Annotated in this window: 14 protein-coding genes; 6 read left to right on the forward strand and 8 right to left on the reverse strand. The window is 68.7% G+C overall.

Annotated features, from left to right (window positions below):
• Positions 1-26 precede the first annotated feature (26 nt).
• From AB0M63_RS08670 to acnA, 3 genes are all read right to left on the reverse strand, one after another.
• The gene (locus AB0M63_RS08670; RefSeq protein ID WP_366018877.1) at positions 27-1,562 is read right to left on the reverse strand and encodes an ATP-binding protein; all 1,536 of its coding nucleotides are present in this window, start codon (positions 1,560-1,562) and stop codon (positions 27-29) included.
• Entirely contained in the window at positions 1,559-2,284 is a 726-nt protein-coding gene (locus AB0M63_RS08675) for a response regulator transcription factor (protein ID WP_366018878.1), read from the reverse strand. Before AB0M63_RS08675 ends, AB0M63_RS08670 begins: the two co-directional genes overlap by 4 nt.
• Positions 2,285-2,429: 145 nt before the next feature.
• On the reverse strand, positions 2,430-5,144 hold the full coding sequence (gene acnA, locus AB0M63_RS08680) for an aconitate hydratase AcnA (RefSeq protein ID WP_355901979.1): 2,715 nt from the start codon (positions 5,142-5,144) through the stop codon (positions 2,430-2,432).
• 399 nt (positions 5,145-5,543) lie between these two features.
• Between acnA and AB0M63_RS08685 the strand changes: the two genes are divergently transcribed.
• The 3 genes from AB0M63_RS08685 to AB0M63_RS08695 are packed head-to-tail and all read left to right on the forward strand — an operon-like array spanning position 5,544 to position 10,011.
• Entirely contained in the window at positions 5,544-8,333 is a 2,790-nt protein-coding gene (locus tag AB0M63_RS08685; protein WP_366018879.1) for a TnsA-like heteromeric transposase endonuclease subunit, read from the forward strand.
• Positions 8,330-9,379, forward strand: a complete 1,050-nt coding sequence (locus tag AB0M63_RS08690; RefSeq protein ID WP_366018880.1) for an ATP-binding protein — start codon at positions 8,330-8,332, stop codon at positions 9,377-9,379. Before AB0M63_RS08685 ends, AB0M63_RS08690 begins: the two co-directional genes overlap by 4 nt.
• Positions 9,376-10,011: a hypothetical protein gene (locus AB0M63_RS08695; RefSeq protein WP_366018881.1), complete on the forward strand. Its 636-nt coding sequence runs from the start codon at positions 9,376-9,378 to the stop codon at positions 10,009-10,011. Before AB0M63_RS08690 ends, AB0M63_RS08695 begins: the two co-directional genes overlap by 4 nt.
• Positions 10,012-10,766: 755 nt before the next feature.
• Here the strand turns inward: AB0M63_RS08695 and AB0M63_RS08700 are convergent.
• Positions 10,767-11,192 carry a nuclear transport factor 2 family protein gene (locus AB0M63_RS08700; RefSeq protein ID WP_366018882.1) on the reverse strand — a complete coding sequence of 142 codons (426 nt, stop codon included), beginning with the start codon at positions 11,190-11,192 and terminating at the stop codon, positions 10,767-10,769.
• 87 nt (positions 11,193-11,279) lie between these two features.
• Here AB0M63_RS08700 and AB0M63_RS08705 point away from each other — a divergent pair, with 87 nt between their 5' ends.
• The 3 genes from AB0M63_RS08705 (at position 11,280) to AB0M63_RS08715 (ending at position 13,787) form a co-directional block, all read left to right on the forward strand.
• Entirely contained in the window at positions 11,280-11,846 is a 567-nt protein-coding gene (locus AB0M63_RS08705; protein WP_366018883.1) for a TetR family transcriptional regulator, read from the forward strand.
• A gap of 149 nt (positions 11,847-11,995) precedes the next feature.
• Entirely contained in the window at positions 11,996-12,193 is a 198-nt protein-coding gene (locus AB0M63_RS08710) for a DUF4236 domain-containing protein (protein WP_355901981.1), read from the forward strand.
• A 64-nt stretch (positions 12,194-12,257) separates the two neighbouring features.
• Entirely contained in the window at positions 12,258-13,787 is a 1,530-nt protein-coding gene (locus AB0M63_RS08715) for a UDP-N-acetylglucosamine 1-carboxyvinyltransferase (RefSeq protein ID WP_355901983.1), read from the forward strand.
• 133 nt (positions 13,788-13,920) lie between these two features.
• Here AB0M63_RS08715 and AB0M63_RS08720 read toward each other — a convergent pair whose 3' ends face one another.
• From AB0M63_RS08720 to AB0M63_RS08735, 4 genes are all read right to left on the reverse strand, one after another.
• Positions 13,921-15,954, reverse strand: a complete 2,034-nt coding sequence (locus AB0M63_RS08720; protein WP_366018884.1) for a multicopper oxidase domain-containing protein — start codon at positions 15,952-15,954, stop codon at positions 13,921-13,923.
• A gap of 177 nt (positions 15,955-16,131) precedes the next feature.
• Positions 16,132-17,268 carry a glycosyltransferase gene (locus tag AB0M63_RS08725; RefSeq protein WP_366018885.1) on the reverse strand — a complete coding sequence of 379 codons (1,137 nt, stop codon included), beginning with the start codon at positions 17,266-17,268 and terminating at the stop codon, positions 16,132-16,134.
• A 100-nt stretch (positions 17,269-17,368) separates the two neighbouring features.
• The gene (locus AB0M63_RS08730; RefSeq protein ID WP_366018886.1) at positions 17,369-18,022 is read right to left on the reverse strand and encodes a hypothetical protein; all 654 of its coding nucleotides are present in this window, start codon (positions 18,020-18,022) and stop codon (positions 17,369-17,371) included.
• Between the two features lie 386 nt (positions 18,023-18,408).
• Positions 18,409-19,524 carry an RICIN domain-containing protein gene (locus AB0M63_RS08735; RefSeq protein WP_366018887.1) on the reverse strand — a complete coding sequence of 372 codons (1,116 nt, stop codon included), beginning with the start codon at positions 19,522-19,524 and terminating at the stop codon, positions 18,409-18,411.
• Positions 19,525-19,563 lie beyond the last annotated feature (39 nt).

The following is a 19,563-nucleotide window of genomic DNA, read 5'->3' on the forward strand; positions in this document are numbered from 1 at the left end:
GCGTCCGTGCGGCGCCCGGTGCTCTTCTAGACCGGTGCCGTACGGGCGCGTATCGCCGTTTCGGCGGGCGGTAGTTCGGCCGCCGGGAGTTCGATGGTGAACTCCGTGCGGCCCGGCACGCTGGTCACGTCGATACGGCCGCCGTGCGCTCCCGTGATCGCGGCCGCGATGGCGAGGCCCAGGCCGGAGCCGCCCTCCTTGCCGCCGGCCCGGGTGCGGGAGGCGTCGGCGCGGGTGAAGCGCTCGAAGACGGTGGGGAGGAGGGCCTGGGGGATGCCGGGGCCGTCGTCGCGTATCCGGATGACGACGGTGCGGGCGGCCGTGGCCTCGACACTCGCGGTGACCGTCGTGCCAACAGGTGTGTGCACACGTGCGTTGGCCAACAAGTTGGCCAACACCTGGTGCAGGCGGGCCTCGTCGCCGACGACCAGGGCCGGGGCGTCCAGGGACAGGTGCAACTGCCAGTCGTGGCCGGTGCCGGCGGCGCGCGCGTCCCACACCGCCTCGGCGAGCAGGGCCGCGAGGTCCACCTCGGCGGACTGCAGGGGCCGGCCCTCGTCGAGCCGGGCGAGCAGCAGCAGGTCCTCGACCAGTCCCGTCATCCGCGCGGACTCGGCGGTGACCCGGCGCCAGGCGAGACCGGGTTCGATGCGGTCGGTGCCGCGGTTCATCAGCTCGGCATAGCCCGCGATGGAGGCCAGCGGGGTGCGCAGTTCATGGCTCGCGTCGGCGAGGAAGCGGCGCATGCGTTCCTCGCTGCGGCGCATCTGCTCCTCGCTGCGCTGGCGTTCGGCGAGCGAGGACTCGACGTGGTCGATCATGCGGTTGAGCGCGGCGCCGACCTGACCCGCCTCGCTGCCGGGGTCGGTGTCCCGCTCGGGCACCCGGGTGAGGGCGGTGACCTCGCCGTGGCCGAGCTGCGAGCGCGAGACCTCGACGGCGGTGGCGGCGACCCGGCCGAGCGGCCGTAGCTGCCGTCGGATGACCACCGCGCACAGGAAGCCCGCCACGGTCAGGCCGACGAGGGCGATGACCGCCTCGACCACGACCAGGCCGCTGATCATGTCCTGTACGTCGTCCATCGGAAGGCCGGTGAGGACCTGGATCCCGGTGTCGTCGCCGAGCACGGCGATCCGGTAGGTGCCGAGGCCGGGAACGGCCCGGGTGTGCATCGAGCCGTCGGCCCGGATGCCCGCGAGGGCCGTGCGCTGGGCGGCGGTGAGGTTCTGGGGCGGATCGTTCTGGCGGACGACCGCGGCGGCGCTGATCGAGCCGTCGTCGTCGAACCGTGCGGCGATGGTTCCGACGGCGTGGCCGTTCTCCATGAGGAAGCCGAGGTTGTCGTCCAGCGTCGGTTGCAGTTCGGCCCCGCCGAGGCTGCGTTCGGCGGCGTTGTCGACCCGGTCGTCCAAGTTGCCCAGCAGGTAGGCGCGTTGGGCGAAGACGGTGGTGAGGGACATCGCGACGCACACGACGACCAGGGAGGCGCTGATGAAAAGGAGGAGTCGGGTGCGCAGTGAACGGCCGCGAAGGCGGCCCCGGTCGCGGGTTCGGAGGTTCATCTGCCGTCCTCCACGGGCCGTATGGCGTATCCCATTCCGCGCACGGTGTGGATCATCGGTGCCCGGCCGCGGTCTATCTTCCGGCGGAGGCTGGAGATGTAGACCTCGACGAGGTTGCCGCCGCCGTCGAAGCAGGTGCTCCACACATGGTCGAGGATCTGGGCCTTGCTCAGCACCTGACGGGGGTGGTCGAGGAGCAGGGTGAGCAGGTCGAACTCCTTGGCGGTGAGCTGGATCGACTCACCGGCGCGGCGCACCTCGCGGGTCTCGCCGGACAGCGTGAGATCGCCGAGGACCCGTACGGAGTCGTCGGTCGGGGTCCGTTCGCCGCCGGCCCGGCGCAGCAGTCCGCGCAGTCGCAGGACGACCTCCTCCAGGGAGAAGGGCTTGGTGACGTAGTCGTCGGCGCCCGCCTCCAGACCGTCGAGGCGGTGCTCGATCGCGTCCCGCGCGGTGAGCATGAGGACGGGCAGCCTCGGGTTCTCGTAGCGCAGCCGGCGCAGCACCTGGACGCCGTCGAGGTCGGGCAGCATGCCGTCGAGGACGACGGCGTGCGGGGCGCAGCCGCGGGCGATCCGCAGCGCGCTCTGCCCGTCCGGCGCGGGGTAGGGCCGCCAGCCGGCCTCGGTGACCGCGACGGAGAGCAGCTCGGTGAGCGCGGGCTCGTCGTCGACGATGAGTACGCGGACTCGGCTGCCGCGGGGCCCGGAAGTGCCAGTCATGTACCGATACTGTCCCGGTCCGCTGGGGGAAGCCTGTGTTCCACCTGAGCCTTGGCGATGTCCTGCGCGGTCCTACGGCGGGGAAACGCGGAGGGCCGCACCCCCGTCGCCGGGGATGCGGCCCTCAACTGCCTTGCCGTGGCCGCTAGTTGCGGATCAGGTTGCGCAGCACGTACTGCAGGATGCCGCCGTTGCGGTAGTAGTCGGCCTCGCCGGGGGTGTCGATGCGGACGACCGCGTCGAACTCCACACCGGTGTCGGTGGTGACCTTGACCGTGGCGGGGGTGGTGCCGTCGTTCAGCTCGGTGATGCCGGAGACGGAGAAGGACTCCTCGCCGGTCAGTCCGAGGGACTCGGCGGACTGGCCCGCCGGGTACTGGAGCGGGATGACGCCCATGCCGATGAGGTTCGAGCGGTGGATGCGCTCGTAGGACTCGGCGATGACGGCCTTGACGCCGAGGAGCGCGGTGCCCTTGGCGGCCCAGTCGCGGGACGAGCCGGAGCCGTACTCCTTGCCGGCCAGGATGACCAGCGGGACGCCCTGCTCGATGTAGTTGCGCGAGGCGTCGTAGATGAAGGAGACGGGCGCGTCGGCCTGCGTGAAGTCGCGGGTGAAGCCGCCCTCGGTGCCCGGCGCGACCTGGTTGCGCAGGCGGATGTTGGCGAAGGTGCCGCGGATCATGACCTCGTGGTTGCCTCGGCGGGAGCCGTAGGAGTTGAAGTCACGCCGCTCGATGCCGTGCTCGGTGAGGTACTTGCCGGCCGGGGTGTCGGCCTTGATGGCGCCGGCGGGCGAGATGTGGTCCGTCGTCACCGAGTCGCCGAGCTTGGCCAGCACGCGGGCGCCGTCGATGTCGGAGACCGGGGTGGTCTCCATCGTCATGCCCTCGAAGTACGGGGGCTTACGGACGTAGGTGGACTGCGCGTCCCACTCGAAGGTGTTGCCCTCGGGGATCGGGAGCGCCTGCCACTGGGCGTCGCCCGCGAAGACGTCCTGGTAGGACTTGTTGAACATGTCCTCGCCGATGGCGTTCGCCACGACGTCGTTGACCTCGGCCTCGGTGGGCCAGATGTCTTCGAGGTAGACCGGCTTGCCGTCCTGGTCGGCGCCGAGCGCGTCGCGGGTGATGTCCACCTTCATGGAGCCCGCGATGGCGTACGCGACGACCAGCGGCGGGGACGCCAGGTAGTTCATCTTGACGTCCGGGTTGATCCGGCCCTCGAAGTTACGGTTGCCGGAGAGCACCGAAGTCACGGCCAGGTCATGGTCGTTGACGGCCTTGGAGACCTCCTCCGGCAGCGGGCCGGAGTTGCCGATGCAGGTGGTGCAGCCGTAGCCGACGAGGTTGAAGCCGACCTTGTCGAGGTAGGGGGTGAGCCCCGCCTTGTCGAAGTAGTCGGTGACGACCTTGGAGCCCGGGGCGAGGGTGGTCTTGACCCACGGCTTGCGGGTCAGGCCCTTCTCCACGGCCTTCTTCGCGACGAGCGCGGCGGCGACCATGACGTACGGGTTCGAGGTGTTGGTGCAGGAGGTGATGGCCGCGACCGTCACCGCGCCGTGGTCGATCTCGTAGGTCGAGCCGTCGGGGGCGGTGACGGTGACCGGGTTGCTCGGGACACCGTTGGAGGCGGCCGGGGCGTCGGAGGCCGGGAAGGACTCCTTGCCCGCCTCGTCGTCGTCGGCGACGTAGTTGCGTACGTCGCTCTTGAACTGCTCGGCGGCGTTCGCGAGGACGATGCGGTCCTGCGGGCGCTTCGGGCCGGCGATCGAGGGGACGACCGTGGCGAGGTCGAGCTCCAGCTTCTCGGAGAAGTCGGGCTCGGCGGCCGGGTCGAGCCAGAGGCCCTGCTCCTTGGCGTACGCCTCGACGAGCGCGACCTGCTGGGCGCTGCGGCCGGTCAGCTTCAGGTAGTTCAGGGTCTCGTCGTCGATCGGGAAGATCGCGGCGGTGGAGCCGAACTCCGGCGACATGTTGCCGATGGTGGCGCGGTTCGCGAGGGAGGTGGCGGCCACGCCCTCGCCGTAGAACTCGACGAACTTGCCGACCACGCCGTGCTTGCGGAGCATCTCGGTGATGGTCAGCACGAGGTCGGTGGCGGTGGTGCCCGGGGTCAGCTCGCCGGTCAGCTTGAAGCCGACGACGCGCGGGATGAGCATGGACACCGGCTGGCCGAGCATCGCGGCCTCGGCCTCGATGCCGCCGACGCCCCAGCCCAGCACACCGAGGCCGTTGACCATCGTGGTGTGCGAGTCGGTGCCGACCAGGGTGTCGGGGTAGGCCTGCCCGTTGCGGACCATGACGGTGCGGGCCAGGTGCTCGATGTTGACCTGGTGGACGATGCCGGTGCCCGGCGGGACGACCTTGAACTCGTCGAACGCGGTCTGGCCCCAGCGCAGGAACTGGTAGCGCTCGCGGTTGCGGCCGTACTCCAGCTCGACGTTCTGCGCGAAGGCCTCGTTCGTGCCGAACTTGTCGGCGATGACGGAGTGGTCGATGACCAGCTCGGCCGGCGCCAGGGGGTTGATCTTCGCCGGGTCGCCGCCCAGCTCCTTCACGGCCTCACGCATGGTCGCGAGGTCCACCACGCAGGGCACGCCGGTGAAGTCCTGCATGATCACACGGGCCGGCGTGAACTGGATCTCCTGCGACGGCTGGGCCTGCGAGTCCCAGGTGCCGAGGGCGCGGATGTGGTCGGCGGTGATGTTCGCGCCGTCCTCGGTGCGGAGCAGATTCTCCAGCAGGACCTTAAGGCTGTAGGGGAGCCGGGCCGAGCCCTCCACCTTGTCCAGGCGGAAGATCTCGTACGACTCGTCGCCGACCTGCAGCGTGCTGCGGGCGTCGAAGCTGTTCGCCGACACGACAGTCTCCTTCATTGATGTGCGCGTTCCCACCGCATCCTGCCGCCACAACGTCTTGGCCGATCCGCTAAGGTCAGGCTAAGTTAGGTAAGCCTTACTCCCGGGATCGGCGGAGTGTGCGACTGCGGTGCACCTCGGCAGATATCTCGATGTCGAGATAACTCTAGTACATGGGGGCGGGCTGGTCATGCCCGGATCCCTCCTGATCTCTCGCAGCGAAGGTTGAGCGTTGTCATCGAAGGTTGGTGACCGCTAGGTTTTCTCACCGAAGGTTGAGTGATCGTTTAGGGCTGACTGTCTGGGGAGACGGTGGGGGAACCGGTACACGCGTACGGCGACCCCGTGCTCAGCGCCTTTGACCTAGACTTCTTCGACGATGGCCGGCGTCGTCACGTTGCGTTGGGTGCTGGCTGGGGCGTCCGGTTCGAGGATGTACCGCCGGTACGCGGCTTCCGCTGGAACAAGGGCGATCGCAGCTTTCCCGGCTGGTACTACGCGGGGACCACGGGCAGTCATGTGGGCTACGAGTCGTGGCTGGAGCGGGACCGGCTGATCCTTCTGGACTTCGATCCCGATGTGGTGGGGATCGCGTCGCAGCCGTTCTGGCTGCACTGGCGTGAGGGGGCCAAGCGGCGGCGGCACGCGCCTGACTACTTCGTACGGCTGGCCGACAGTCGTGCCCGGGTGGTCGATGTCCGTGCCGAGGACGATGTCGACGAGCGGACCGCGGAGGCGTTTACGGCGACCGGGCGGGCCTGTTCGGCGGTCGGCTGGGAGTTTGTGCACGTCGGCGTCCCCGATCCGGTGTTCATGGCGAATGTGCGGTGGCTGGCTCGCTACCGGCATGGGCGGTGCGGCCGTGAGAGGGACGTGGCCGAGCGTCTGCTGGAGGTCTTCCGGCAGCCTCGTGGGCTGCGGGCGGGAGCCGAGGAGGCCGGGTCGGTGCTGCGGGTCCTGCCGGTGCTGTTTCATCTGCTGTGGGCCGGAGCCCTTCGCGCTGATCTTGGTGGGGCTCTGCTGGGCAGTGGCACTGTGGTGCACACGTCCGACGGAACTGCCGGCGGGTTGGAGCAGGAGGGCCGGGGTCACGGTCTGCTGCGTCCGAGGCCGGGCACACGCGGTGAGGGGATCCAGATGCGCAGGCTGTCGAGGCCGGCTGTGCTCGGGGTGGGTGACCGGGTGCGGTTCGCCGGGCAGGTACGGGCGGTGCTCGCGGTGTCCGCTCGTGCGGTGACGCTGTCCGGGGAGGGCGGCTCCCCGCGGGATGTTCCGCTGGCGATGCTGCTGGGCGACGAGGGCTTTGAGGTTCTCAGCAGTGTGGTGCGGATGCCGCTGCCGCCGGTGTCGCTGCTGGAGGCGCTTCCGGAGCACGCGAGGGAGAAGGCCCTGTGGTGGGAGGGTCACATCCTGGAGGTTCTCCACGGCGTCGATCCGAGTGCGGGTGAGGATGCCGGGCCTCGGCCTGACTACGATCCGGCCCTGCGTTCGCTGACCGCGCGGGAGCGGGCCAAGGCGGCCGAACTGACGGCTGCGGGTTATCGGGTCGGTGTGAGTACGGTCGGCAACTTCCGCCGTCGCTACCAGGCCGAGGGGCTGCTGGGGCTGGCCGACCGGCGTCCGGTGCGCAAGAAGCCGCGGTTCGGCTCGGTCGAAGACGCGGTGGTCGAGGCCATGCGGAAGGCGATCAAAGAGGGTGAGGACGACTCCACTCGCACCGGCACCTACGTCATCTGGCGGACCGGCGAGATCCTGCGGGAGAAGGGTGAGACGGCTGAGCTGCCGTCGCAGGCGACGCTCTACCGGCTGCTGGCCAAGCTGACGCAGGGCAGTCCCGTCTCGTCAACGGCCCGCAACCGGCGCTCGCGCACCCACGGGGCGAAGGCACCGTTCGGGCAGTGGACGGTGTTCGCGCCGGGCGAGGTGGTGCAGATCGACTCCACTCCGCTGGACGTGCTGGTCCGCCTCGATGACGGGGTGGTCGGGAAAGTCGAACTCACCGGCATGGTCGATGTCGCGACCAGGACGGTGACCGCGGCGGTGCTGCGGCCCACGACGAAGGCGGTCGACGCAAGCGTACTGCTGGCCCGCACGGTCACCCCCGAGCTGATGCGGCCGGGCTGGGCGGACGCCCTGCGGATGTCGCGGTCGGTGCTGCCGCACCGGCGGCTGCTGGACATCGACGAACGTCTGGAACACGCAGCCGCGAAGCCGGTGATCGTGCCGGAGATGGTCGTCTGTGATCACGGCAAAGCGTTCATCTCCCGGAACTTCAAGGCGTCCTGCCGCTTCCTGGAGATCGATTTCCAGCCCACGCACAAGGCTTCCCCCTTCCAGAAGGGGCACGTGGAGAAGATGCTGGACTCCGTCGGCACGCTCTTCGCCCAGTTCGTCGCCGGTTACACCGGCCGCAGCACCGACCACCGCGGCCGCAACCTGGACAAGCAGCCGCTGTGGTCGCTGCCGGAGTTGCAGGAACTTCTCGACGAATGGCTCGTTGCCCGGTGGCAAAATCGCGAACACGACGGGCTGCGCGACCCGTTGCTCCCGGGCCGGTCGTTCACGCCGAACGAGAAGTACACCGCCCTGGTCGAAGCCTGCGGCTACGTCCCGGTCGCGCTCAGCAGTGAGGATTACATCGAGCTGCTGCCCTCGGTCTGGCGGGCGGTGAACGACTACGGCATCCGGATCAAGCGCCGCACCTACGACGGCCCTGGCCTGATCCGGCGCCAGCACTCCGGAGTCACGGAGAAGAAGGGCTTGTGGGAGGTCCACCACGACCCCTACGACATCTCCCGGATCTGGGTACGCAACCACCACGGCGACGGCGAGTGGACCGAAGCCACCTGGAAACATCTGCGCCACACCCCGGTCCCGTTCGGTGAACTGGCCTGGGACCACGCCGCCCGGGGCCTGCCCGCCGGCACCGAGGCGGAGATCGCCGATGCGGCCGCCGCCCTGCTCACCCGAGCGCACGCCGGCCCGGACAACGCGGAGACGAAGCCGAAGAAACGCACGCGCCGGGACAGGCAGGTGGCCGCCCGCACCAAGGCCGCCCCGCCCGTCCCGACGCCCCCGCCTGCCGCCGGGCCGGAGACCGGTTCGTCGCCCACCGAGGACGACGAACCGCTGGCCGAGGTGATCCCGCTGGGGCTGTTCGATCCGCTCGAAGATCCGTGGAGACGCAAGTGACCGAACCCGGCCCGATAGCCGGCGCCACCCTGGAGACCGTCGACGACGAGGCCGGGCTCCACCTGACCACCCGCCAGGGATGGCGCCGTTTCACCGCCGATCCCCCGCCCCCGCCACGGCTGTTGACGCCGAAGGAGTACGCGGCACTGTCCGAACTCGATCAGGAGGTCTATGACGAGGCGCGCCTCGATCACCACGCCCGGCTGCTGGTCGTCGCCACCTCCACCGTCCGCCACACCGTGACCTGCGGACGCCGCCTGGTGCTGCTGAACCGGCACGCGATCAGCGCCCGGCGCGGGCTGATCGTCTCCGGCCCGGCCGGCACCGGCAAGACCATCGCCATCACCCAGCTCGGCCGGTCCCACGAACTCCTGGACCGGGCACGTCATCCGCACGTCCGCGACCGGATCCCGGTCGTCTACATCACCGTCCCGCCCGCCGCGACGGCCCGCATGGTCGCCGCCGAGTTCGCCCGCTTCCTCGGCCTGCCGGTCCGGCGCACCTCCAACATCACCGACCTCATCGAGGCCGTCGTCGGTGTCTGCACCGACACCCGCACCGGCCTCATCCTGGTCGACGAACTCCACAACATCTCGCTGACCAGCCGTCATGGCGCCGAAGTCGCCGACACCCTCAAGTACTTCTCCGAACGCATCCCGGCGACGTTCATCTACGCGGGCATCGACATCGAGCACAGCAACCTGCTCTCGGGGACCCGCGGCGCGCAGATCGCCGGCAGGTTCACGCTCATCCCCACCCATCCGTTCCCCTACGGCACGGAATGGAAGGGCCTGGTCGCAACCCTTGAGCAGACCCTGCTGCTGCACGAGCACCAGCGCGGCACGCTGACCGCTCTCGACCGCTACCTGCACGACCGGACCGGCGGCATGATCGGCGCCCTGTCCCACGCGATCCGCGGGGCCGCGATCGACGCGATCCTCACCGGCACCGAGAAGATCACCAAGAAGTCCCTCGCGGCGATACCCCTGGATCACACCGCCCAGACAACCTCGTCCCCGGCCAGGGCCGCGGTGACCAGACGGTGACCGGGTCATCTGCCGAACGCATCGCCGAGCTTCCGGTCAGCGTCCGCCCCAGCCTCGGCGAGAGCACCGACTCCTACGTCCGGCGCCTGGCCCGTGCCAACCACCTCAAGCCCAGTAACCTGCACTGCTTCCTCGCGGGCCCGCCCAACTGGTTCGGCAAACCCCGCATCGAACGGCTCGCCGCGGTCTCCGGCCGTTCCGAGACCGCCCTGCAACGGGCCCTCTCGGACGCCAGTTCCGCCCGCGGCCGGGCGAAGCCCACGCCCAGGACCCTGCGCATCCACACCCACAAGGCGCTCAAGCAGGACAGCCTGGACATGACACTGCCCATCCAGTACGACGCACTGCGAGGCGACACAACCGTCCGGCAGATCGCCCAGCGATGGAACGTCCCGCGCTGGCTGGTCCGCCGTGTCCTGGACTCCGCGGTCTTTCCCGACCGTCAGACCCCCAGGAACCGGTACGTCATGACCGGGCCGGTCAAGGCACAGATCAACTCGATGATCGTCAGCGGGATGGGCCCGAAGGAGATCTGGACAGAGCTCATGGACATCCACGACATCTCGGTGTCCATGGGCAGCCTGCAACGACAGACCTCCCATCAGCACCCCGCGACGAGGCGCCAGCAGTGACCGAGCACCTGCCCCTGCCCCTGCCTCTTGCCCCTCTCCCCGTCAACGTCCGTCCCCGGCTCGGCGAGACGACCGACCACTACATCCAAAGGCTGGCCCGCGCCAACCACCTCAGACCCAGCGAACTCCTGCAGCACCTCACGCCTCCGCCCCACAAAACCGGCCGCAGACCCCAGCTGAGCCGTCTCGCCGCACTGAGCGGACGCTCGGCAGACGTCCTGGTCAACACCCTCGCGGACGCCGGCCCCGCCGCCGAGCCGGCTCCGTCCGACCTCCGCCTTCACCACCACGCGGCGCTGCACGACAACAACGGACACAACATCACGTCGCTGATCAAGCACAACGCCCGCAGGAACAACAACGGCCTGCGGCAGATCGCCGACACGTGGAAGATCCCGCTCTGGCTCCTCAGACGAGTCCTCAATCCACGCTTCCCCGACCCGAAGCCCCCGCTGCGGGCCTCGATGTCGGAGGACACCTACCGCACGATCCGGGAGCACTACCTCCAGGGCGCGACACCCACGCAGACCTGGCACAACCTTCTCGACGGCCACGTCGACTGGATCCCGCTGACCACCGTCACCAAGCTCTTCCTCCGCTTCTCGGAGGAGAGCAGCACAGCCGAACCCACCGACGCGAGTGACCCAGAGCGGCCCTTACGAGATGCCCGGCCGCGTCAACACCACCGACGGACAGTCACCTCCTACTGGTTGAGCTTCTCCGAGACCCGGCTGCGGAGAAGCTCGGTCTGGCGTTCACCCTCTGGCACTGGCGACTCCCAGGCCGTCCATGTAGTCGCGGACCCGCGTGATCAGTCCGCTGTGGACGTGGAGTATCAGCAGACCTGGGACGGTGAAGGTCGTGCGTCTGGCCGGCAGCGTTCCCACCACGACGTGCTCAGCGATGATCACTTCCGGATCGGCGGTCTCGTGAGCCGCGGTCTTCCTGATCTCCTCCACCTGGACGGGGCTGGCGCCCCAGGCTGCCCGGTATCCCGCACGCACGGCCTCGCGCCCCTCGTAACGCGGGGGAAAGCCAGGAGAGGTGAACGGGAACTCGTGCACCGCGTCCACGGCATACAGATCGGCGAGATCGTCTGCGGACTTGTCCAGCATGGCCTGGTAATAGCAGGCCAGCACCTCGCGAGGGGTGCGGCCAGCAGGCGTCTCCTGGTCCGGCACAGGGATCACTCCATTCACTCAACACACGTTGACCCAACCACCGTAGGAGTCGGCCGAGGGTTCGGTCAACAGCTGTAGAGTGAATTGGTGTCCTCCCCTCACCCCTCCCGCGCCGACCGCCGCCGAGCCACCGAACTGCGCATCCTCAACAACGCCCGGGAGCTGTTCGCCGAGAAGGGATTCGACCGCACCACCATCCGCGCCGTGGCAACCGCAGCAGGCGTCGACCCGGCTCTCGTCATGCAGTACTTCGGCTCGAAACGCGAGCTCTTCACCCAAGCAGTGCAGGCGTTGCCTTCACCGCCGGCAGTCACTGACACCGACGCGCTCGTCGATCAGCTGCTGGCCACGCTCGACCTCAAGCTCGGCGGCCTCCCCGAGGGCACGCTGGTGATGTTGCGCTCCATGCTCACCGACCCGGCAGCAGCCGATCACGTCCGCGTCACCCTCGATCGGCAGATCGACAGCGTCAGCGCCGCCCTGCCCGCAGCCGAGGACCCTGAACTGCGCGCCGCACTGGTCATCACCACCTTGCTGGGCATCACCATCGGCCACCAGTTCCTCGGTCTGGCCGCTCTTCGTGACGTCCCAGCCGACCGCATCGCCATCCTGCTCCGCCCGGCATTCAAGGCCCTGACAGAATCGCCGGATTGAAATAACCGAAGGACGACAGCCGTGGCTGACAAACGGATCACCCACTCAACCTTCGATGAGAATCGCTCAACCTTCACTGCGACAGATCACCTCCGCCGCCATATACGCCCACCTTCGGGGTATCCGATGCGGGACGAAAGGGGGCGGGAATGCCGCTCACGTTCCGCAAGAGTTTCCGGATCCTTCCCTGGCTCCGACTGAACATCAACAAGGGGTCCATGTCGTTCACCACAGGTGGCAAACGTGGTCCGCACTACACACGCAGCACTTCGGGACGTCGTACGACATCGATGGATTTGCCCGGACCTTTCGGGTGGCGCAAGACCCGCACCAGGAAGCACGACTGACCGGCCGTCACCCGAACGGCCCCCTCAAGAGGCGCCATCTCATATCTGAGATAACCTCGGCCTCATGGCAGACGACTACCTCGTACGTATCGGCAAGCTCATCCGTGACGCCCGCCAGCACCGGGGCTGGACACAGACCCAGCTTGCCGAGGCACTCGGCACCAGTCAGAGCGCCGTCAACCGCATCGAGCGCGGCAACCAAAACATCAGCCTTGAGATGATCGCTCGAATCGGTGAAGCGCTGGACAGCGAAATCGTCTCACTGGGCTATGCCGGTCCGATGCATCTGCGCGTGGTCGGCGGTCGTCGGCTGTCCGGCGCGATCGACGTGAAGACCAGCAAGAACGCGTGCGTGGCACTGCTGTGCGCCTCGCTCCTCAACAAGGGGCGCACAGTGCTGCGCCGGGTCGCGCGGATCGAGGAGGTGTACCGCCTTCTGGAGGTGCTCGGCTCGATCGGCGTCCGCACCCGCTGGATCAACGACGGGGTCGACCTGGAGATCGTGCCGCCGGCCGAGCTGGAGATGGAGTCGATCGACGCGGAGGCGGCCCGTCGTACGCGTTCGATCATCATGTTCCTCGGCCCGCTGCTGCACCGCATGGACAGCTTCAAGCTGCCGTACGCGGGCGGTTGCGACCTCGGCACCCGCACCATCGAGCCGCACATGATCGCGCTGCGGCGGTTCGGCCTCGACATCGCGGCGACCGAGGGCCTGTACCACGCCCGGGTGGACCGCTCGGTCTCCCTCGACCGGCCGATCGTGCTGACCGAGCGCGGCGACACGGTCACGGAGAACGCGCTGCTCGCCGCAGCCCGCCACGACGGTGTCACGGTCATCCGCAACGCGTCCTCCAACTACATGGTCCAGGACCTCTGCTTCTTCCTGGAGGCGCTGGGCGTACGGGTCGAGGGCATCGGCACCACCACCCTCACCGTGCACGGCGTGCCGACCATCGACGTCGACGTCGACTACTCCCCCTCCGAGGACCCGGTCGAGGCGATGAGCCTGCTGGCCGCCGCCGTCGTCACCGAGTCGGAGCTGACGGTCCGCCGGGTGCCCATCGAGTTCCTGGAGATCGAGCTGGCGGTCCTGGAGGAGATGGGCCTCGACCACGACCGCACCCCGGAGTACGTCGCGGACAACGGCCGTACGCGGCTGGTGGACCTGACCGTCCGGCCCTCCAAACTGGAGGCGCCGATCGACAAGATCCACCCGATGCCGTTCCCGGGTCTGAACATCGACAACGTCCCGTTCTTCGCGGCGATCGCGGCGGTGGCGCAGGGCCAGACCCTCATCCACGACTGGGTCTACGACAACCGCGCGATCTATCTGACCGACCTCAACCGCCTCGGTGGGCGGCTGCAGTTGCTGGACCCCCACCGCGTTCTGGTCGAGGGCCCGACCCGCTGGCGCGCCGCCGAGATGATGTGCCCGCCGGCACTGCGGCCGGCCGTGGTCGTCCTGCTGGCGATGATGGCGGCGGAGGGTACGTCCGTGCTGCGGAACGTGTACGTCATCAACCGGGGTTATGAGGAGCTGGCGGAGCGGTTGAACTCGATCGGGGCGCAGATCGAGATCTTCCGGGACATCTGATGTGACGCTGCGGGGACTTGAGGGCTCCCTGTCGCGTCCTGTCACCCTGAGGTCGTAGGTCCCCGGCCGCCGGACCGCCAACGGGCGACCCTGCCGTAAAAGCGCAGGGCCGCCCGGGGCTTGCGGCAGTCCGTCAGGACATGTTCATCGATCCGTGGTCCATGGACGGGGCTCCGCCGCCGGAAGTGGCCGGAGGCTTGCCCGGGTTGTTCATCATCCTCAGCATCATGTTCTGCAGGGTGAGCACCTGCGGCGGCATGATGACGAACGGACGCATCATGCCCTCGTCCTCGTGGTCGAGGATGTGGCAGTGGTACATGAACCGTCCGGTCTCACGGCCGAACCGGCCGGCGATCGTCACCATGGAGTTCGACGTCAGGTTGACGGTGTCCTTCCACCCCGACTCGCCGGCGGCGATCGGCATCGGGTCCTTGACCGCGATGGGCGCGGTGGTGCCGCCCAGCGCCGTGTCGAACGTCGAGCCGTCGACCGCGTGGCGCTCCAGGAGCTGGAACTTCATCAGGTGGATGTGCATGGGGTGCTGGATCTGCTTCTTGGCCGGACCCACGCTGATGAACGTCCACTTCTCCCAACTGTCCGCCGCGCCGAAGAAGTTGGTGGCGTCCTCGAAGTGCTCGGCCACGACGCGGAAGGTGCGGGTTCCGCCGGGCAGGGCGATCTGCACGATCCCCTTGCCGGTCGCCGTGACCTTGGCGGCCTCCTGGAGCTCCATGATGGTCGGCATGCCCATCGGGTCGAACGAGAGCATGACGAAGCGTTCGACAGCGTTGTCAGGGATGTCTGACGCGGTCAGATGCTTGAAGTCCCGGTCCAGCTTCCTCGGCGCGGCGTAGGCGCCCTTCTGCTCGCCGCCCACGCGGAACTGCATGACCTGCGGATACGGCACCCCGGCCGTCGGGACGGGAGTGCCCGCGGGTGCGGGGGGCGTGCCCGGAGCACCGGGAGCGACGTTGACGAGCTTGAGCCGCCGGCGCCGGAACGCCGCGAAGTCGACCACCACGTCCGCCCGTTCGCCGGGGGTGAGGGTGAGGGTCTGGTCGACGACCTCGGGCTTGTCGAGCAGGCCCATGTCGGTGCCGATGACCTTCAGGGCTCCCTTGACGGCCTGGCCGGTCTTCTCGTCCACCAGAGCAAGGGTGTAGGGCCTGGCGTTGGAGGCGTTCAGGACCCGGAAGCGGTAGGCGGTGGCCTGCACCTCGAGGTAGGGCCACACCCGGCCGTTGACCATGGTGTACGGGCCCTGGAACTGCAGCGCGGACGTCATCACGCCCGGCATGGTCGGTCCGACCTGGACCCGTTTGGCGAGGAGTCGGCCGTCGATCCGTCCCTTGTCGTCCGTGTCGAAATTGACGTCGGCGATGGTCAGCGGAATCTCGTGGCGACCGCTCGGCAGGTCGAGGCGGTCCTCGTTCTCGTCACGGACGAGGTAGTTGCCGAGCAGCCCCGCCATCACGTTGATCGCGGTCACCGGCATGGCGTGGTCGTGGTAGAAGAGGTGCGCCGCGGCGATGTCGTTGCTGTACTCGGCGAGTTGTGCGTCTCCCGGCGTCACGCCCGAGTCCGGGGCGCCGTCGGAGATGGCGTGCTGCCGGCCGCCGTGCAGATGGACCGAGGTCCAGGCAGTCAGCGCGGCCACCTCGGGCCGCTCCGTCGCGCCCTGCGCACCAGGGGTGTTCAGCGCCTGGAAGCCCGGCGGCGGGCCCTGGGGCTCCACGAAGACGCCCTTGACGGGGCTGGTGCCGGTGAGCTTGTTGCGCCAGGCGATCCGGATCTTCTCACCACGCCGGGCCTCGATCGTCGGGCCGGGGAAGTAACCCTCGTACGTCCACATACGAGTGGCGGGGAGCTGCGAGTGCAGACGTATCCGCTTCTCGACGAGGCTCACCTCGGTCATGCCCTGCGGCGAGGGCGTCAGGGAGGGCGGTATCGGCAACTCGTCCCTGAACGGCGTCAGTTCGGTCACCTGCGGCGACGAGACACCCCTGAGGTCCTGCCCCGTGCCGCCGTACAGCCGGGTGGACGCGTTCTCCGACGCCTCGGCCTGCGTCGCTCCGCCCACCAGCAGGTCTGCTCCGCTGTAGACCGCCGCACCGGCCACAGCGCCTCCGGCGAGTCCGAGAAACGTGCGTCTCTTGTGTGTTGCCACTGCTGTCTGCTCCTGGCTCATCGGGAAGGTTCGAATGTGCGGAGGCCGTCCGGCACCGCGAACGGCGGGCGGTGATGGCCAAAACTCGCAAATCCAACATTGCATGAAATGAGATGAATACCGCTTGCCACGGAATGAACAACCTGTGAGCACCCTGTGGGTCCCGACACCCGCGGTTCAGCCGACGAGTGCGGTGAGCCGTTCGACCGTCTCCTCCGGAGACGGCATGCCGGCGATCTCTCCTCGCAGTCGGCCGGCGGCGGCGCCGGCCCGTGGATCCTCCAGCAGCGCCCTGGCGTGCTCGAAGACGACGTCGGCGGTGAGGTCGGCGGGCAGGACACGGCGGCCCGCTCCGGCGTCAACGACCATCTGGGCGTTGCTGAACTGGTCGGCGCCCTGCGGAATGACGAGGTGCGGCAGGCCGTGCGCGAGCGATTCCAGGGTGGTCCCGCTCCCGCCGTGGCTCACGACGAGATCCACGTGCGGCAGCAGATCACTCTGCGGCACCCATCGCTCGACGAGAACGTTCGCCGGTACGTCCCCGAGGTCGGCCGCCGCCGTCCCACCGCCCGCGGAGACGATGACGTCGGCCCGCAGGCGTGACAAGCCCTCGACCGCCGTCCGCAACACCCCGGCCTCGCCGAACGCGGTACCCAGCGTCAGGTACACCAGGGGGCGGCTCGCGTCACGGTTCTCCAGGGAGGACGGCAGCTCGGCGCCCTGACACCAGCCGGCCGGACGCATCGGGATCCGGTCCGGCAGGGCGACGATGTCCGCCTGTTGCAACGAAGGAGGGCAGATGTCCAGATAAGGATTGCCGAAGAACTGGGGGTCGGTCGCGGGGAGCGAGAGGCCGGACTCCCGCGCGGTGGCGACCCATGTGTCGCTCATGGCCCGCCAGTTCGGTCCCCCGGAGACCCGTCCAATGCCGTGGCAGACCGCGGGAAGGCCGGACAGGCCCGCGGCGATTCCGGCACCCGGATTGAGTACCTCGTACACCACGAGGTCGGTCTTCCCGGTCCGCAGGACCGGCGTGAGGTCGGCGATCGCACGCCGTGCGAGGACGCTGCCGAACGCCTGCGGTGAGGCGTTGGGCCGGGCGCCCGGGGGCGTCTGCCGCAGCACCTCACCGATCGCCGCCCGGACCGTGGTGCCCGCGGGCATCGGGTTCAGGCCCGCCTCGGACAGCATGGGGTGGAGGGACAGGTCCGTGGCGAAGGCCACCTCGTGCCCCGCGTCACGGGCCGCGAGCGCGAGCGGGACAAGGGGAATGGTGTGGCCGTACGCGCCGACCGAAGCGAAGATCAGCCGCATGTCAGGGGACCCTCGATTCCTCGTTCCGGCCGGCTCGCCCGACCGGACCGCCCGGTCGGCGCGACCCCGGTGGTTGTGGCCGTGGCAGTGGCGGTGGCGGTCATGAGGAACTCCTGCTCTGTGTCCATTGGCGGCCACCGAGGATCAGGGAGAGGGCGCCACCCGCGACGCAGATGATCAGGTCCTGCCAGCCCTGCCCGGCCATGACGCCGACCACGTTGATGAACGTGACCCAGATGCCCCAGCGCAGCCGCGAGCGGTCGCCCCAGAGAGCGCTTCCGGCTATGTGCAGCACACCGACAAGACCAGTGGTGGTGGCCCCCCACAGCAGGCCCTTGGTCTCGTCCGGCAAGTCGCTGGTGATCTTGCCGATGGTCAGGATGAGTCCCACGAAGCCCAGCAACCACGCAGCGCCGTACCGCCTGGCCTGTTGTGCAATCAACTCGCCCACGGCATCGCGGCTGAAGGCCCGCGCCCCGACGACGAACGTGACCACACCCGCGACGACCAGCAACACCATCAGTGTGGTGATCGGCAGCCACGCCGGCATGGACACGAAGGTCCGGCTGTCCGGCCCGTCGTGCAAGAAGAGCAGCCCGAATCCGATGAACCACGCGACGCCCCAGGCGAGGTGCATCTGCAGTACGGCGCGTTCGACACGTGCTCTCGCGTCCGCTGTGGGCTGGCCGGCGGACGCCCCGGCCCGTGCGGCGCCGGACTCGGCGAGAGTCTGGGCTATGTCTGCATTACTCATGAGTACTTGGATTTCTTGTGAATGCTTCCGAACACGGGTCGGAAGCAGCCGAGTCGGCTCGAAATGACCACGACGCCCTCAGGGTCAGGCATGAAATCTTCCTGGTCAGAAAGGTCTGAGTCAGGAACCTGGATCTCCTGGGCGCCGCGGAACGCATGACGAGGCGGTGATTGCGCCGAATGTGTAGCACCCTTTCGGCCACAGCCACCACGCGGCGCGCCGACCGGCCGGGTGGTCAACTCGCTTTCTTCTGGACGCGTTTGTCGACGATTTCGGAATCCGTTCCGGCAGAGTTCACTAATGAGGTGGCCGCCAAGAATTCGGCACGCCGCATTTTCAGTTCGGCGCCGGGCTGTGATGCGCGTTGGAGCGGCGGCACCGCCCCGTCAGCGCGTGCTCCACTTCTGGTTGTCCTGGCCGTTGCAGTCCCAGAGTTGGAGCCGGGTGCCGTTGCCGGTCTTCTGGTCCTTGACGTCGACGCACTTGTTGGCCTGCGGATTGACCAGGTCGTTGCTGGAGTTGAGGCGGAACTGCTGGGCCGGGTTGCCGCTGCAGACCGCGAGCTGGATCACCGCGCCGTTCGCCGAGGAGCCCCAGGCGACGTCCATGCACAGGCCCATCGAGCGGACGGTGCCGTCCGAACGGAAGTCCCACTTCTGCCAGTTGTTGCTGTTGCAGCTCCAGATCTCCAGCGGTGAGCCGTCCGCGCCCTTGTGGCCCACCATCTCGATGCACTTGTTGGAGGCGTGGCTGTAGATGGTGGTGCCGGGCGCGCTGATCACCGTCTTGGTGGCCGTGACCTTCGTCGTGGTGGTCTTCTTCGAACTCCCGCCGGTGGACGCCTTCTTGGGTGCCTCGGCGGAACTGCCCGCGACGACTCCGGCACCGGCCGCCGCGGCTCCCGCGCCGTTCTTCACCGTGTTCTTCTTGCCGCCGTCCTTGGCGGGCGATGTCGTCGGCGAGGGGGATGTCGGGTCCGGGGTGGCCGAGCCGTAGGCGCCCGCACCGGAGTCGGTCGTCGCCCCGTTCAGCACGGTGCCCGCGTCGGCGACCTTGTCCGACGGCTTCGAGGCCGAACTCGACCTGCCGAGCATGCCGGACACCAGGAACGGCACCCCGACCAGCAGCGCGCCCGCGATCGCGGCTCCGGCCAGCAGGCCCCGTGACGGACGGCCGAAGGCGGGGGCGGAGGCGGCGGCCGTTGCGGTGTCCTCGCCGCCACCGGCTCCGGCCAGGGTGTCGGTGTCGGTGTCCGTGTCGGCGTGGTTGTCGGGTTCCGCTTTCGGGGTCGCGCTCGCTTCGCCGTCGGGAGTCGTGGCTGCGGCTGCGACCGCGGGCGTCGTAAGAGCCGCTTCCGCCTTCGCCGCGGCGGCCGTCTCCCCGCTGGTGGGCGGGGGCACCGCTGCGGCCTCGGGGGCGCTGCCCGCAGTGGTGTCCGGGGCCGGGCCGGACTCCGTCTCGCCCGTCGCTGCCTGGTGCTGCGGGCTGTTCTTGCCGGACATGCTGTTCCTTCCAAGGAAAAGTGATCGGGTGACGACAAG

The organism is Streptomyces sp. NPDC051576 (genome assembly GCF_040681835.1).
GTDB lineage: Bacteria > Actinomycetota > Actinomycetes > Streptomycetales > Streptomycetaceae > Streptomyces.